This is a genomic window from Streptomyces sp. PKA51, assembly GCF_057552455.1.
The window spans coordinates 63543-77943 of the sequence record NZ_BAAJPZ010000004.1 but is presented as its reverse complement, the minus strand read 5'-3'; the positions used below and the strand labels follow the sequence as shown (position 1 = coordinate 77943).

At 74.1% G+C, this 14401-nt stretch carries 12 protein-coding genes; 8 read left to right on the top strand and 4 right to left on the bottom strand.

Annotated features, from left to right (window positions below; all coding sequences use genetic code 11):
- The first annotated feature begins 2 nt into the window (after positions 1-2).
- Both AC27L3_RS07560 and AC27L3_RS07555 read left to right on the top strand, forming a co-directional pair.
- Positions 3-1277, top strand: a complete 1275-nt coding sequence (locus tag AC27L3_RS07560; RefSeq protein WP_487233504.1) for a sensor histidine kinase — start codon at positions 3-5, stop codon at positions 1275-1277.
- Positions 1274-1942 (top strand): response regulator, encoded by a 669-nt coding sequence (locus AC27L3_RS07555; RefSeq protein ID WP_487233224.1) that lies wholly within the window; start codon positions 1274-1276, stop codon positions 1940-1942. The genes AC27L3_RS07560 and AC27L3_RS07555 overlap by 4 nt, the downstream gene beginning before the upstream one ends.
- Before the next feature lie 20 nt (positions 1943-1962).
- Here the strand turns inward: AC27L3_RS07555 and AC27L3_RS07550 are convergent, their stop codons facing one another.
- On the bottom strand, positions 1963-2817 hold the full coding sequence (locus tag AC27L3_RS07550) for a diacylglycerol kinase (RefSeq protein WP_487233223.1): 855 nt from the start codon (positions 2815-2817) through the stop codon (positions 1963-1965).
- Positions 2818-2993: 176 nt separating this feature from the next.
- Between AC27L3_RS07550 and AC27L3_RS07545 the strand changes: the two genes are divergently transcribed.
- Positions 2994-4280, top strand: a complete 1287-nt coding sequence (locus tag AC27L3_RS07545; RefSeq protein WP_365967966.1) for an adenylosuccinate synthase — start codon at positions 2994-2996, stop codon at positions 4278-4280.
- A gap of 70 nt (positions 4281-4350) precedes the next feature.
- Here AC27L3_RS07545 and AC27L3_RS07540 read toward each other — a convergent pair whose 3' ends face one another.
- Together AC27L3_RS07540 and AC27L3_RS07535 are read right to left on the bottom strand one after the other, a co-directional pair.
- On the bottom strand, positions 4351-6102 hold the full coding sequence (locus AC27L3_RS07540) for a protein kinase domain-containing protein (protein WP_487233222.1): 1752 nt from the start codon (positions 6100-6102) through the stop codon (positions 4351-4353).
- A gap of 250 nt (positions 6103-6352) precedes the next feature.
- Complete coding sequence (locus tag AC27L3_RS07535) at positions 6353-6559, bottom strand: cold-shock protein (RefSeq protein WP_487233221.1); 207 nt, start codon at positions 6557-6559, stop codon at positions 6353-6355.
- 327 nt (positions 6560-6886) lie between these two features.
- Here AC27L3_RS07535 and AC27L3_RS07530 point away from each other — a divergent pair, with 327 nt between their 5' ends.
- The 3 genes from AC27L3_RS07530 (at position 6887) to AC27L3_RS07520 (ending at position 10009) form a co-directional block, all read left to right on the top strand.
- Complete coding sequence (locus AC27L3_RS07530; protein ID WP_487233220.1) at positions 6887-8254, top strand: aminotransferase class III-fold pyridoxal phosphate-dependent enzyme; 1368 nt, start codon at positions 6887-6889, stop codon at positions 8252-8254.
- Between the two features lie 332 nt (positions 8255-8586).
- Positions 8587-9270: a GntR family transcriptional regulator gene (locus AC27L3_RS07525; RefSeq protein ID WP_344438610.1), complete on the top strand. Its 684-nt coding sequence runs from the start codon at positions 8587-8589 to the stop codon at positions 9268-9270.
- 88 nt (positions 9271-9358) lie between these two features.
- The gene (locus AC27L3_RS07520) at positions 9359-10009 is read left to right on the top strand and encodes a hypothetical protein (RefSeq protein ID WP_487233219.1); all 651 of its coding nucleotides are present in this window, start codon (positions 9359-9361) and stop codon (positions 10007-10009) included.
- A 24-nt stretch (positions 10010-10033) separates the two neighbouring features.
- On the opposite strand, the gene AC27L3_RS07515 is transcribed toward AC27L3_RS07520, so the two are convergent.
- Entirely contained in the window at positions 10034-10762 is a 729-nt protein-coding gene (locus AC27L3_RS07515; RefSeq protein WP_425583326.1) for an SLATT domain-containing protein, read from the bottom strand.
- A gap of 282 nt (positions 10763-11044) precedes the next feature.
- Between AC27L3_RS07515 and purD the strand changes: the two genes are divergently transcribed.
- Positions 11045-12295, top strand: coding sequence for a phosphoribosylamine--glycine ligase (gene purD, locus AC27L3_RS07510; RefSeq protein ID WP_487233218.1), 1251 nt, complete (start codon positions 11045-11047; stop codon positions 12293-12295).
- Positions 12296-12640: 345 nt separating this feature from the next.
- The gene (locus AC27L3_RS07505; protein ID WP_487233503.1) at positions 12641-14338 is read left to right on the top strand and encodes a M48 family metalloprotease; all 1698 of its coding nucleotides are present in this window, start codon (positions 12641-12643) and stop codon (positions 14336-14338) included.
- Positions 14339-14401: the final 63 nt, after the last annotated feature.

Genomic DNA, 14401 nt, shown 5'->3' with positions numbered 1-14401 from the left:
AGATGCGCGTCGTGCAGAGCGCCACGGACAGCATCCGCAACGATCTGTTCACGGACGCGTTCGCCCTGCGGCCCATGGCGCCGCTCACCGAGCACAACCCCCTCCTGCGCCGCACACCCCGGCCGCTGCGCCGGTACGTGCGCTGGCTGCCGCACGCCCTGGTGTCCGCCTTCGCGGCCCTGCTCGCCCTGCTCATGCTCGACCGCCAGCCCGGCACCGGCGGCCTGCTCCTCACCTTCCTGGCCTGCGCCCCGATCGTGGTCACCCTCTTCCGGCCCGTCGGCGCCTTCTGGCTCTCCCTCGGCGGCATCTTCGCGAGCGGCATCCTGCTGACCGGCACCCCCTGGCACCCCGCCGGATTCGCCTCCCACCTCGCCGTCACCGCCGTCGTCGCCGCCCGCACCCGGCCCCGCGTCGCCGCCGAGATGTGGCTGCTCACCATGGGCTTCGCCGCCTTCCTCAACGCCTTCAACGGCTACGGCTACGGGTCCGCGGAGGTGCTGCAGACGGCCGTCCTCTTCGGCATGGTCCTCTTCGTCGTCGCCGCCGTCCGCGGCCTGCGCGACTCCAAGCAGCAGGTCGCCGCCCAGGCCGCCGTCACCGAGGTCGAACGCTCCCGGCGCACCCTCCTCGAGGAGCGCACCACCATCGCCCGCGAACTGCACGACGTCGTCGCCCACCACATGTCCGTCGTCGCCATCCAGGCCGAGGCCGCGCCCTACCGCGTCCAGGAGACCCCGCCCGAGCTCGCCGCCGCCTTCGCCACCATCCGCGAGAACGCCGTGGCCGCCCTCACCGAGCTGCGGCGCGTCCTCGGCGTCGTACGCTCCGAGAACCCCGACGCCTTCGGCGCCGCCGAACCCGAGGCACCCCAGCCCACCCTCGCCGACCTCGGCTCCCTGATCGCCAACGTCCGCGACGCCGGCCTCCACGTCGAACACGTCACCACCGGCGCGGTGCGGCCACTGCCGCAGGGCGTGGAGCTGTCCGCCTACCGCATCGTCCAGGAAGCCCTCAGCAACGTGCTGCGCCACGCCCCCGGTGCCACCGCCCGCGTCGAGATCGGCTACGTACCCGTCGGACTCGGACTGCGCATCGTCAACGGCCGCCCCGACCGCCTCGCCAAGCCCTCCCCGGGCGCCGGCCACGGCCTCCTCGGCATGCGCGAACGCGTCACCATGCTCGACGGCGAGATGACCGCACAGGCCACCCCCGACGGCGGCTACGAGATCGCCGCATTCCTTCCCGTCGCCCCCGCCGCCGGGGCCGCCGCGTGAACACGATCAAGGTCCTCATCGTCGACGACCAGATGATGGTCCGCGAGGGCTTCTCCGTCCTCCTCGGCGCCCAGCCCGACATCGACGTCGTCGGCGAGGCCGTCGACGGCCGGCAAGCCGTCGAAAAAGTCGCCGAACTGCGCCCCGACGTCGTCCTCATGGACATCCGCATGCCCGGCATGAACGGCCTGGAGGCCACGCGTGAGATCGTCGCCGCCGACTCCGGGGCCAAGGTGCTCGTCCTGACCACCTTCGACCTCGACGAGTACGTCTACCAGGCGCTGCGCGCCGGAGCCAGCGGCTTCCTCCTCAAGGACGCCTCCGCCCGGCAGCTCGCCGACGGCGTCCGCATCGTCGCCGACGGCGAGGCTCTCCTCGCCCCCGCCGTCACCAAACGCCTCATCCAGGAGTTCTCCCGCCTCGGCGCCCCCACGGCGGCGCAGACCGCACCGGAGCGGGTCGGCGACCTCACCGAACGCGAGACGGAGGTGCTCGTGCTCGTCGCCAAGGGCCGCTCCAATGCGGAGATCGCGGAGCACCTGGTGGTGGCGGAGTCGACGGTGAAGACGCACGTGAGCCGCATCCTGGTGAAACTCGGCCTGCGCGACCGCACGCAGGCGGCGGTCTTCGCGTACGAAGCGGGCCTGGTCACGCCGGGCGGCTAGCGCCCCTGCGGGGCACGGGGCTACGCCCGGGGCAGGGTCAGGCGCCAGGCGTCGGGGAGGGCCGTCCAGGTGCGGGTGCGGACCGGGCCGCGGACGCGGTTGTCCGCGCGGTAGCGGAAGTCCGGGCCGGACAACGTCACCGTGCGCGCCCGCACCCGCAAGGGCTCCGGGGAGGCCGCCGGCGCATGCACGACGACGTCCGCCGCGCCGTCCGGCCCGGCGGAGACGGAGACCCGGCCGAGCGGCCGGTCGAGGTCGGCCAGCACCTCCCCGTCCGCCTCGACGCGCAGCCGCAGCCCCGCCCCCGGCACCGCGTGCCGCCCGGAGGAGGGCCCGGTGAGCAGGGTCAGCGCGGTGCGGGCGGCGGTGCGTACGGCCGCCTCGGCCGGGGTGCGCGCGGGAGCGTGCCGGTGGGCGGCCGTGGCGGCGGCCCCGGCGGGCGCCCAGAGGCCGCCCAGGACGACGCCGTCGTCCTCGTCGGCCAGCAGCCCCAGCCGGTGCTGTTCGCCGTCCAGGACGGCCCTGGCGGCCGCCACGGCACCGAGCGGCACGCCCAGGGTGCGGGCCACGGTCACGCTCGGCAGGGCGCCGACCGGCACCCAGGCCAGCGGGGCCTCGGTCAGCTCGCGGCGCCGGTGCAGGAGGGCGACGACGCGCAGCAGGGCCCGGTCGTCGCCGATGACGACGATGCGGCGGCGGCCGCGCCTGGCGACCGCCCGTGCCACTTCCTCGGGCCCGCCGGGGAGGGCGATTTTGGCCACCGCTCCGGCGCACAGTACGTCCCGCGCGATCCGCGTGGACTCGCCGTCCACGCGCCTGGCGACCGGGTCGACGACGACGAGCAGCTGCGCTCCGCTCGGGTCTGCAGCCGACACCTTCGTCCTTCCTCAGGTAATCTCTCGGTGCAAGAGCCCCTGTCGCTGTTGCGCCAGGGGCTTCGTCTATCCGGGGCACCGGTTCGACGGCTCCGGCGGTGGTGAACGCCCGAAACCAGCGGGCTCACGCCGCCTGTGCACGTTGGACATGCCCCGCCCGGAAGGGGTGTACGCCTGTGCCCGCACTTGTGCTGCTCGGTGCTCAGTGGGGTGACGAGGGCAAGGGAAAGGCCACCGACCTGCTCGGTGGTTCCGTGGACTATGTGGTGCGCTATCAAGGTGGCAACAACGCCGGCCACACCGTGGTGGTCGGTGACCAGAAATACGCGCTCCACCTCCTCCCTTCCGGGATCCTCTCGCCGGGGTGCACCCCGGTCATCGGCAACGGTGTCGTCGTCGACCCGGCGGTCCTGCTCTCCGAGCTGAGCGGGCTGAACGAGCGCGGCGTCGACACGTCCAAGCTGCTCATCAGCGGTAACGCGCATCTGATCACGCCCTACAACGTCACCCTCGACAAGGTGGGCGAGCGCTTCCTCGGCAAGCGCAAGATCGGTACGACCGGCCGCGGCATCGGCCCGACCTACGCGGACAAGATCAACCGCGTGGGCATCCGGGTCCAGGACCTGTACGACGAGTCGATCCTGACCCAGAAGGTCGAGGCGGCCCTGGAGCTGAAGAACCAGCTCCTGGCGAAGCTCTACAACCGCCGCGCCATCGACTCGGCGCAGATCGTCGACGGGCTGCTGGCCTACGCCGACCAGATCAAGCCGTTCGTCGCCGACACCACGCTGATCCTGAACAACGCCATCGACGAGGGCAAGGTCGTCCTCTTCGAGGGCGGCCAGGGCACGCTGCTGGACGTCGACCACGGCACGTACCCCTTCGTCACCTCCTCGAACCCGACCGCCGGCGGTGCCTGCACGGGTGCGGGCGTGGGCCCGACGAAGATCAACCGCGTGATCGGCATCCTGAAGGCGTACACCACCCGCGTGGGCGCCGGTCCGTTCCCGACGGAGCTGTTCGACGAGGACGGCGAGAAGCTGCGCGTCATCGGCGGCGAGCGCGGTGTGACCACCGGCCGTGACCGCCGCTGCGGCTGGTTCGACGCGGTGATCGCCCGCTACGCCACCCGGGTGAACGGCCTGACGGACTTCTTCCTCACCAAGCTCGACGTCCTCACCGGCTGGGAGCAGATCCCGGTCTGCGTGGCCTACGAGATCGACGGCAAGCGCGTCGAGGAGCTGCCCTACAGCCAGACCGACTTCCACCACGCGAAGCCGATCTACGAGATGCTGCCGGGCTGGACCGAGGACATCTCCAAGGCCAAGACCTTCTCCGACCTGCCGAAGAACGCGCAGGCGTACGTGAAGGCGCTGGAGGAGATGTCGGGCGCGCCGATCTCCGCGATCGGCGTCGGCCCGGGCCGCGACGAGACGATCGAGATCAACTCGTTCCTGTCGTAACCCCCGCACGCGCGACGGCGCCCCGGTGGCCTTCCAGGCCGCCGGGGCGCCGTCGCGTTCAGCCGGTCGTTCAGCCGGTCCTGCGGTAGACCAGCGAGGCGTCCTTCGTGCCGGAGTCGGCGAAGTCGCGCCGCATCCGGCCGTCCGGCAGCAGGACCAGGTCCGAGGCGGACCCGGGCTGGCAGGCCGAGGTCGGGTTGGCCTGGACGACGGACGACGGGCCGAGGTGCAAGGTGGTGGCCGTGCCGCCGTCGGTGGCGCGCGTGCGCCACTGGCAGGTGTAGGAGGTGCCGTCGTCGAGGACGCCGCCGCCCTGGATCGTCACGTCGGTGCCCACACTGCTGCGGTAGACGGTGATCGTGCGCCGGTTGGTGCCCGCGCCGGTGTCGAAGCTGGTCTGCCAGGTGCCGGCGAATGCCTCGGCCCCGGTGGCCGCGGGTGTCGTCGTACCGGGCGTCGTGCCGGGCGTCGTGGCCGGCGTCGAGGGGGCCGTGCCCCCGGGGACGGAGGTCGGCGCGGACGGCGCGGAGGAGACCGGGGCGGGCGGGGCGGCCTGGTTGCCGGTGCTGCCGCTGTGGTTCTTCTGGCTGAGCAGGTAGACCGTGCCGCCGCCGGCGAGCAGTCCGGCGGTGACGATCGCGGCGACGAGATAGGGCGTCTTCGTGCTGCGCGCCGGCGGCAGCGGCGCGACCTGCACGGTCGGCGGGTGGTACGGCGCCCCGTACGGGCCCGGGTACGACGGCCCGTAGCCGGGCCCGTACGGGGCGCCGTGGGCGCCCGGTGCGGTGACCGTGGGCTGCTGCGGCGGCGGCGCGGCCGGCGGCTGCACCTGGGTCGGCGGCTCCGCCGCCGGGTGCGCCGCGGGTGCCGCGGGTATCGCCTCCCCCGCCGTGGGGCCGGCCGGGCCCTCCGCGTTCAGCAGCTGCACGGCGTGCCGGCCGAGCTGGGCCACCAGGCCGGCGGGCAGCCAGGGCTCGGCGGTGCGCAGGTCGGTCAGCAGGTCCTGCACGCCGGTGCGCTCGGCCACCTGCTCGGGCGTGGGCCGCTGCGCGGGGTCCTTGGCCAGGAAGGCCGTGATGAGCGGGCGCAGCCCGCCGGGCACGCCGGTGAGGTCGGGCTCCTCCTCGGCGATGCGGAACATCAGGGCGTGCACCCCGCTGTCGGCGGTGCCGAACGGCATCCGGCCGCTGGCGGCGTAGGCGAGCACCGACCCCAGGCAGAAGACGTCGCTGGCCGGGGTGACCTGGTCGCCGCGCACCTGCTCGGGCGACATGAAGCCGGGGGAGCCGACGGTCGCGCCGGTACGCGTCAGGCCGCCGCCGTCGGTGACCGTCTGCAGGGCCCGGGCGATGCCGAAGTCGATGACGCGCGGGCCGTCGAGGGTGACGAGAACGTTGGAGGGCTTGAGGTCGCGGTGCACGATGCCGGCCGCGTGGATCGCCTGCAGGGCGCGGGCCAGGCCCGCCCCGAGGATGCGCACCGAGCGCTCGGGCAGCGGGCCGAAGTCGTGGTCGACGACCTGTCGCAGGGAGGGCCCGGCTATGTAGCCGGTGGCGACCCAGGGGACGTCGGCGTCGGTGTCGGCGTCCAGCACGGGCGCCGTCCATTCCCCGCCGACCTGCCGGGCGGCGCGCACCTCCTGGCGGAAGCGGCGGCGGAATTCCTCCTGCCCCGCCAGTTCCGGCTGGATCAGTTTTACCGCGACCGTACGGCCACGGTCGTTGCGGGCCAGGTAGACCCGGCCCATCCCGCCTGCGCCGAGCCGGCCCAGCAGCCGGTAGGCGCCCAGCGTGCGCGGGTCCTCCGGTGTCAGTGCTTCCATACCGGGCGCGCTCCTTCCCCCGGGTTTTCCCCCGTGTTTCTCCGCGGAGAATAGCGGCACGAGGAGGGGCCGGGTATCCGGTACGGCAGGACGTACGGGTACCCGGAGCGGCGCAGCCGAGCTGCAGCGGAGGCTGGGGGCCCGCCCGAGGAACGAGGGCAGGCACCCGGCCGCAGCGGAAGCGAGGCGGAGCGCGACCGAGGACAGAACCCGGCGCACGGCGGACGGAGCCGTCCGCCGGCCGCTCCGTTCAGGTGCTCGGCACGATGTTCTCGGCCTGCGGGCCCTTCTGACCCTGTGTGATGTCGAAGGTGACCTTCTGGCCCTGCTGGAGTTCGCGGAAGCCGCGCGTTGCGATGTTCGAGTAGTGGGCGAAGACGTCGGCGCCCCCGTCGTCCTGCTGGATGAAGCCGAAGCCCTTTTCCGAGTTGAACCACTTCACGATGCCGGTAGCCAAGCTGATCTCCTTATCGGGGGCGCACGGCGGAATTCCGTACTCCAGCAAAACCGAAGTGCGCCCGAGGTCACGGACCTTCAGGCGCACATGACAAATGGCAAAGGGGGCACAGCCCCTACGAAAACCGCAATCGACCGTAGCAGCCCATTGCCGTCGAAAAGGGATTTCCCGCTGCCCCGGCGATTCGCGGACCGCCGCCGCCCGGCACTGTGTCCAGGCACGGCACGAGGGCGGCGACACCGTGCCGGTGGCGGGGGCCGCGGGGGGCTGCCTAGGCTGCGGCGCACAGCAGCAGCCAGCCCCCCGCACACCGATCAGAGGTCGCCCGTGAGCACCGGCAGCACCGGCAGCAGCAAGAGCACGAAGGCCGCGGTCAAGGCCGCCGACCGCGCGCACGTCTTCCACTCCTGGTCCGCGCAGGACCTCATCGACCCGATGGTCGTCGCCGGCGCCGAGGGCTCGTACTTCTGGGATGCCGACGGCAACCGCTACCTCGACTTCTCCTCCCAGCTCGTCAACACCAACATCGGCCACCAGCACCCCAAGGTCGTCGCCGCCATCCAGGAACAGGCGGCCCGGCTGTGCACCGTCGCACCCGGCTTCGCCGTCGACGTCCGCTCCGAGGCCGCCCGGCTGATCGCCGAACGCACCCCCGGCGACCTCGACAAGATCTTCTTCACCAACGGCGGCGCGGAGGCCGTGGAGAACGCCGTGCGCATGGCCCGGCTGCACACCGGACGCCACAAGATCCTCAGCGCCTACCGCTCGTACCACGGCGCCACCGCGGCCGCCATCAACCTCACCGGCGACCCGCGCCGCTGGCCCTCCGACACGGCCTCCGCGGGCGTCGTGCACTTCTGGGGCCCGTACCTCTACCGCTCGCACTTCCACGCCACCAGCGAGCTGCAGGAGTGCGAGCGGGCGCTCGCCCACCTGGAGGAGGTCGTCGCCTTCGAGGGCCCGCAGACGATCGCCGCCATCGTGCTGGAGACGGTCGTCGGCACCGCCGGCATCCTCGTGCCGCCGGCCGGCTACCTCGCGGGCGTCCGCGAGATCTGCGACCGGTACGGCATCGTCCTCGTCCTGGACGAGGTCATGGCCGGCTTCGGCCGCACGGGCCGCTGGTTCGCGGCCGACCACTGGGGAGTCGTCCCCGACCTGCTCACCTTCGCCAAGGGCGTGAACTCCGGCTACGTGCCGCTCGGCGGCGTCGCCATCTCCGAGGAGATCGCCGCCACCTTCGCCCGGCGCCCCTACCCCGGCGGGCTCACCTACTCCGGCCACCCGCTGGCCTGCGCCTCGGCGGTGGCCACGATCAACGCCATGGCGGACGAGGGCATCGTCGAGAACGCCGCCCGCATCGGCGCGGACGTCCTCGGACCGGGCCTCGCGGCCCTCGCCGAGCGCCACCCGTCGGTGGGGGAGGTCCGGGGCACGGGCGTCTTCTGGGCCCTCGAACTCGTACGGGACCGCGAGACGCGCGAACCGCTGGTGCCGTACAACGCGACGGGCGAGGCGAACGCCCCCATGGCCGCCTTCGCCGCGGCCTGCCGCGAGGGCGGCCTGTGGCCGTTCGTGAACATGAACCGCACGCACGTGGTGCCGCCCTGCACGATCACCGAGGCGGAGGCGAAGGAGGGCCTGGCGGCCCTGGACTCTGCGCTGACGGTGGCGGACGCCTACACGGCGGCCTAGAGCGCCCCGAAGGGGCGCGGGGAACTGCGCGACAAGCCACGACGCGCCTGCAGGGAAGGTCGGCTGCGGGCCGTCGCCGGCCGATCGCGCAGTTCCCCGCGCCCCTTACGGGCGCCGTGGTGGCCGATCGCGCCCACGCGCGGCGGCAGCCGCAGATCGGCACCGCCCCGCGCCCCTACGGGGCACCGTGGTGGCGCGTGACGAAGATCCACCGGACACGGCCCGGGCCGCGCCCGGCGCCCCCGCAGGGGCGCGGGGCGCGGCCCGGGGCACGGTCCGCCGGAGGCGTCCGGTACCGTTTCTCCGCCACCGGAAGGGGAGACGAAGACCAGATGCCCGGCAGCGAGGCTGTCAAGCGCACGACACTGCGCTCGCAGATCGCCGACGCCCTGCTCGACGAGGTCATCGCGGGCCGGCTCCCGGCGGGACGGCAGTTCACGGTCAAGGAGATCGCCGAGCAGTACGGCGTCTCCGCCACACCCGTGCGCGAGGCACTGCTCGACCTGTGCTCCCAGGACCTGCTCGACGTCGAGCTGCACAAGGGTTTCCGGGTGCGCGAGTTCACGTACGCCGACTTCCGGGACATGGTCGAGGCCCGCACTCTGATCATCGAGGGCATGTTCCGTCGCTCGGAGGACGTGCTGCGCGCGGTCACGCCGCAGCAGCTGGCGTCCGCGCGGCGGCGGGCGGAGGAGGCCGAGCGGGCCGCGCTCGCCGGGGACCTGGACATCCTCATCGGCTACGACCTGCGCTTCTGGCGGGAGATGTCCGGGCTGGTCGGCAACTCCTACATAGCCGACTTCCTGGACCGGGTCCGGGTGCAGAGCTGGATCTTCACGGTGCCGCTGCTGCGCCGGCTGCCGGACCTGCGCGGCCGGCTGTGGCACGGGCACGCCGACCTCGTGGCGGCGGTGGGGGCCCGCGACGTGGTCCGGGCACAGGAGATCGTCGACGCCTACAACCGCTTCACCCTCGACCTCGTGGACGGGCTCACCCGCGCCGACGACGCAAGGTGACCCCGGTCGTCCCTGTGTGACAAAACGCTGAACGGCACTACGCTGTCCCGACCACCGCAGACGGGCGAGACGCGAAAGTGAGCTCACGTTGGCCTGTGACCTCTGGCTAGTGCCCCTCGTGGACGTGCTGTGCCACAGCCCCGACAACCCCTTCGCCGACGAGATCGCCGCGTACGACAAGGCGCTGGGCGAGGCCGGGCTGCCGCCGGTGCCGGTCTTCGGCTACATGCCCGGGCTGTCCGGCGACGTGGCGCCGGTCGCCGGCTTCGACTACGACGCGCTGCACTTCCTGCGGCGCGCCCACATGCTGAACCTGTGCGGGCTGCCGGTCGCCCCCGTGGACGAACTCGGCGGCGACTACGAGCAGTTGCTGGAGATGTTCGAGGCGACGGCCCGGGAGTCGCACCTGGTGTGGCACTACGACCACGCGGGCGCGTACGTCCCGGTGGACTTCGCCCACCCGCTGTCCAACGACGAACTCCTCGCCGGGGGAGGCCCCTTGGGGTCGAGCCACGGACTGCTGCGCGAACTGGAGGCGGTGGCACCGGTGCTGGGCATCGACCCGGCCAACCCGCCCGCGCCGCCCGCCGCCCCGCGGCGGCCGACGACGCTGGAGGAACGCGCCGCGCCGCCCCCGCACGACGACAGTCCGTTCGCGCGGGAGCGGCACGTGTGGCTGGGTCTGCACGCGGCGGCCACGCGCAGCCTGGGCCAGGGCTCGATGATCGTCTTCAGCTGACGCGGCCGCCGCGCGCCGGCCGCGTCAGCGCGGCGACTCCGGGGGCCGCTGGCGCGGCATGTTCGGCCGGGTGTGGGGCGGCAGCGGGAAGCGGCCCACCTGCCCGCCCGCCTCGCCCCGCGGCCCCCACGCCACCAGCGACTGGGTCAGCAGGGGCGCCGGGCCCGCCCGGAACTCCACCATCCAGTCGGCCGTCTCCGCCCGCACGAGCTCCGAGACGTCCTCGGAGAAGCGCCGCAGCACCGTCAGGCAGCGCTCGGCCGCCTCACTGGCCGTGCCCTCCGTCGGGCCGAGCACCTCGCGCACGCACTCCGACGCCCAGTCGAACTGCAGCACCTCCAGCCGGCGCTGCACCGCCTGGGCCGTGGCCACCCCCCGCATCCACCCGGACGTCAGCCCGAAGTAGCGGTCGCACGCCACGCACGCCACCGCGCCGAGCAGCGCCAGGAACGCCCACGCCGATCCCGTGTGCAGCACCTTCGTCAGCTCCAGCAGCGGCAGCGCGGCACCGATCACCGCGAAGGCCGCCGTGGCCAGCCGCAGCCCGCGCGCCCAGCGGCGCTTCCAGGCGCGGTCGGTGAGGTACCAGTCGGCCAGGGCGAGGGCACCGCCCTCCACCCATCTGTACAGCTCGTCCAGCCGCTCGGCGGGCTCGCCCCAGTCCCCGAGGGGGAAGGTCCGGCCGCGCAGGTCGCCCCGGTGCTGCCCTCCTTGGTGGCCTCCCTGCTCGCGCGGAAGCCCCTCGGGCTGCATCTCAGGCTGGCTCACCCCTGCACTCCCTCTCCGCCGTGTGCCGCATCCGGTTGCGTTCGCGTACGCCCCTAACCGCAAGGGCAGCCTCCCTTCTACCGCCGAACGGCTGGCGTTGCGCACAAGATCCAGCCTTTTCCGTCCCAAAGTGCAGGGGTATGCGGTAGAGGTCCCTCCACCCCCTCACCCGAAAGAGTGCGCCGCACAGCGGACAAGAGGTTCCTACGAGGACGCGGCGACCCCCGAGTCGTAGTGATCCACAAGGCAGGCAATAGGGTGGCACCCGTGAAGGTCCTCGTCATCGGCGGCGGCGCCCGCGAACACGCCCTGTGCCGCTCCCTGTCCCTCGACCCCGACGTCACGGCGCTGCACTGCGCCCCCGGCAACGCCGGCATCGCCGCCCTCGCCGAGATGCACCCGGTGGACGCGCAGGACGGCGCCGCCGTCGCGGAGCTGGCCGGGCGGCTCGGCGCCGACCTGGTGGTCATCGGCCCGGAGGCGCCGCTCGTGGCGGGCGTCGCGGACGTGCTGCGCGAGCGCGGATTCGCCGTCTTCGGCCCGTCCGGCGAGGCGGCGCGGCTGGAGGGCTCCAAGGCGTTCGCCAAGGACGTCATGGCCGCCGCCGGCGTGCCCACCGCCCGCAGCTACGTGTGCACCACCGCCGAGGAGATCGACGCCGCCCTGGACGCCTTCGGCGCCCCGTACGTCGTCAAGGACGACGGCCTGGCCGCCGGCAAGGGCGTCGTGGTCACCTCCGACCCCGTCGCCGCCCGCGAGCACGCACTGGCCTGCGGGCGCGTGGTGATCGAGGAGTTCCTGGACGGCCCCGAGGTGTCGCTGTTCGCGATCACCGACGGCGAGACCGTGCTGCCCCTGCAGCCCGCCCAGGACTTCAAGCGCGCCCTGGACGGCGACGAGGGCCCCAACACCGGCGGCATGGGCGCCTACTCGCCGCTGCCGTGGGCCGAGCCGGGCCTGGTGGACGAGGTGCTGCGCACGGTGCTGCAGCCCACCGTCGACGAGCTGCGCCGCCGCGGCACGCCCTTCTCCGGACTGCTCTACGCGGGCCTGGCCATCACCTCGCGGGGGGTGCGGGTCATCGAGTTCAACGCCCGCTTCGGCGACCCCGAGACCCAGGTCGTCCTCGCCCGCCTGAGCACGCCGCTGGCAAGCGTCCTGCTCAACGCCGCGACCGGCAACCTCTCCGCCGAACCGCCGCTGCGCTGGCGCGACGATGCCGCCGTGACGGTCGTCGTCGCCGCGCAGGGCTACCCCGCCGCCCCCCGCAAGGGTGACGTGATCGAGGGCCTGGCCGAGGCGGACGCGGTCGAGGGCGCGTACGTGCTCCACGCGGGCACCGCCCACGACGCCGAGGGGCGCGTCGTGAGCGCCGGCGGCCGGGTGCTGTCGGTCACCGCCACCGGGCCGGACCTGGCCGTCGCCCGCGAGCGCGCCTACGAGGCCGTCGCCCGCGTCCGGATGGACGGCTCCCACCACCGTACGGACATCGCGGAGAAGGCGGCCGCCTCGGCCTGAACCGGCGCCCCGGGCCGGTCCCTTGCGGTCGTTTCCGGTCGTTTCCGGTCGCTGTGCCCGGCGGCTCACCCTCCCGTCGTTCGCCCGTCCGGCCCCCTTGAAGTGGCGTGCGGCGGCCCCCGCGGCCGCCGCACGAGGCTTTGCCCAAAGCCATTCCATCGGGTGAGCGGTTGCCCAACCTGCTGACGCGCGCCCCGCCCCCAACTAGGGTGCGGCGCGGGGCGGCTGCGCACGGCCGGTCCACCGGCCCGACCGGCCCACCGGCATTGCGATGTCAGTGGCCGGTGCCACAGTGGGGGTGGTAGGCAACGCACCTCGGCAGAGCACGACAGGCAACTGGGGGTGATCGGTCTCGTGGCAGGTACGGAAGCAGGCGCGCTGGCCGCGCGCACCCGCGCCCTGGCGGTGCTGCGGGTGCGCAGCGCCGCACTGGCCCTCGCCCTCCTGCCGGCGGCCGTCGCCGTCGTGCTGGCGGCCGGCTCCGCCACCGGCCACATCGCCGACGGCTCGCCCTGGGCCGCGGCCCGCCCGGCCGTCACCGCGGCCGCCGTGCTCGCCCTGCTGCTGACCGCGGCCGTCGCCACCGTCGTCGCCCGGGCCCGGCCGGCCCTGAGCCCCACGGTGCCGATCCCCGAGGAGACGGCCCCCGATCTGTACCGGCTGGTGCGCGACCTCGCCGACCGGCTGGAGGTCCCCCCGCCGTCCGCCATAGCCCTCACCCCCGACTGCGACAGCTGGCTGGAGGACCGCACCCATCCGGCGCACGGCCCGCCGCGCCGGTTCGCCCTGGTGCGCCCGCGCACGGCCGCCGCCCCCGTGCTGGTGATCGGCTCGCCCTTCCTGTGGTGGATGCGCGTGGCCGAGCTGCGTGCCCTGCTGGCCCCCGTCGTGGCCGGCACGGGCCCGGCCGCCCACCCCGACATAGCGGCCGCCCGCCGCTTCGTCAGGGGTCTGGACGCCGCCGTGGCCGTCGCGGCGGGCCGGCCCCCTCTCGCATTCGTGGGCTGGGTCGCGCGCCTGCTGCTGCGCGCCTGCCGCGACCACGCCGCGGAGATGGAGCGGGGGGTGGCCGCGGCCGCCTCCGAGCGCGCCCAGGCCGTCGACTACGGGCTGCGCATCGTCGCCCAGGAGCAGGTCGGCCTCGCCTATGCCGGCTGGGACCGGCTGCTCAACCGCGTGGCCCTGCCCGCCTGGCGCATGGGCCGCTGGCCCTCCCGGCTGGACGCCGGCGTCGTCTCCGCCCTCACCGAGCTCTCCCGCCGCGACCGCCTGGCCGAGGGCTTCGCCTCCCGGCTGGGCGAGCGGCCCGCCTGCGACCTGCTGGAGGAGCCCGGCCTGATCGACGAGGCCGCCTCCCTGCTGGCCGCCCGGCTCTTCCACGGCGGCCCGCCCGAGCCCGGCCCCGGCTGGTCCCCGGTCGCCTGGAGCCAGTACCCGCAGGAGGTCGTGGACCGCAAATGGCGCCTGGAGGCCGCCCGCCTGCACCGCGTCCTCGACGAGATCGCCGCCTGCGGCGCCGCCCCCGGCAGCCCGTCGGAGGCCCCGCCCGCCCCGGCCGCCGCTCCGTCCGCCGCCGCACAGGACTCGGCGCCCGGCGCCCCCACCGTCGCCCGGGTCCTGGAGCGGCTCACCGGGCCCGGTGGCGGCGGGGTGGGGGAGGAGCTGGAGCTGCGGCTGAGCGCCGCGGTCGCCCGCGAGGCGGCCCGCGAGGAGCGCGCCGCCCACAGCGGCGCCCTCGGCTCCCCGGCCGGCACCTGGATCGACGGCCTCGCCCCGCTCTTCCCCCTGCAGCCGCCCCGCAGCGGGCGCGAGCTGCTCGCCGACCACGTGACGGCCATGGTGTGCTGCGCCGCCGTCGACACCGCGGGCGCCACCCCCGGCCTGGACTGGCTGGACGGGCCCGCCCTGATGGTCGGCGGCGCCCGCTGTGCGGGCCTGGCCCATTCCGTCCTCAGCCTCATCGAGGACGGTGACGGCGAGCCCCTGCGGGCCTGGCTGGGCGACCTCGGGGTACGCATGGAGAAGCCCGTACGGCTGGTCTGACCGCCCCTGCGCGGTGACGTTCGGTGACGGCATCACGCAGCGTAGGGGCAGAGCCATCACTTT

Bases quoted from the DNA above. Each gene is read 5' to 3' on its own strand.
- AC27L3_RS07560 (WP_487233504.1), top strand. From the start codon at position 3: ATGCGCGTCGTGCAGAGCGCCACGGACAGCATCCGCAACGATCTGTTC.
- AC27L3_RS07540 (WP_487233222.1), bottom strand. From the start codon at position 6,102: ATGGAAGCACTGACACCGGAGGACCCGCGCACGCTGGGCGCCTACCGG.
- AC27L3_RS07525 (WP_344438610.1), top strand. From the start codon at position 8,587: ATGCCCGGCAGCGAGGCTGTCAAGCGCACGACACTGCGCTCGCAGATC.
- AC27L3_RS07515 (WP_425583326.1), bottom strand. From the start codon at position 10,762: ATGCAGCCCGAGGGGCTTCCGCGCGAGCAGGGAGGCCACCAAGGAGGG.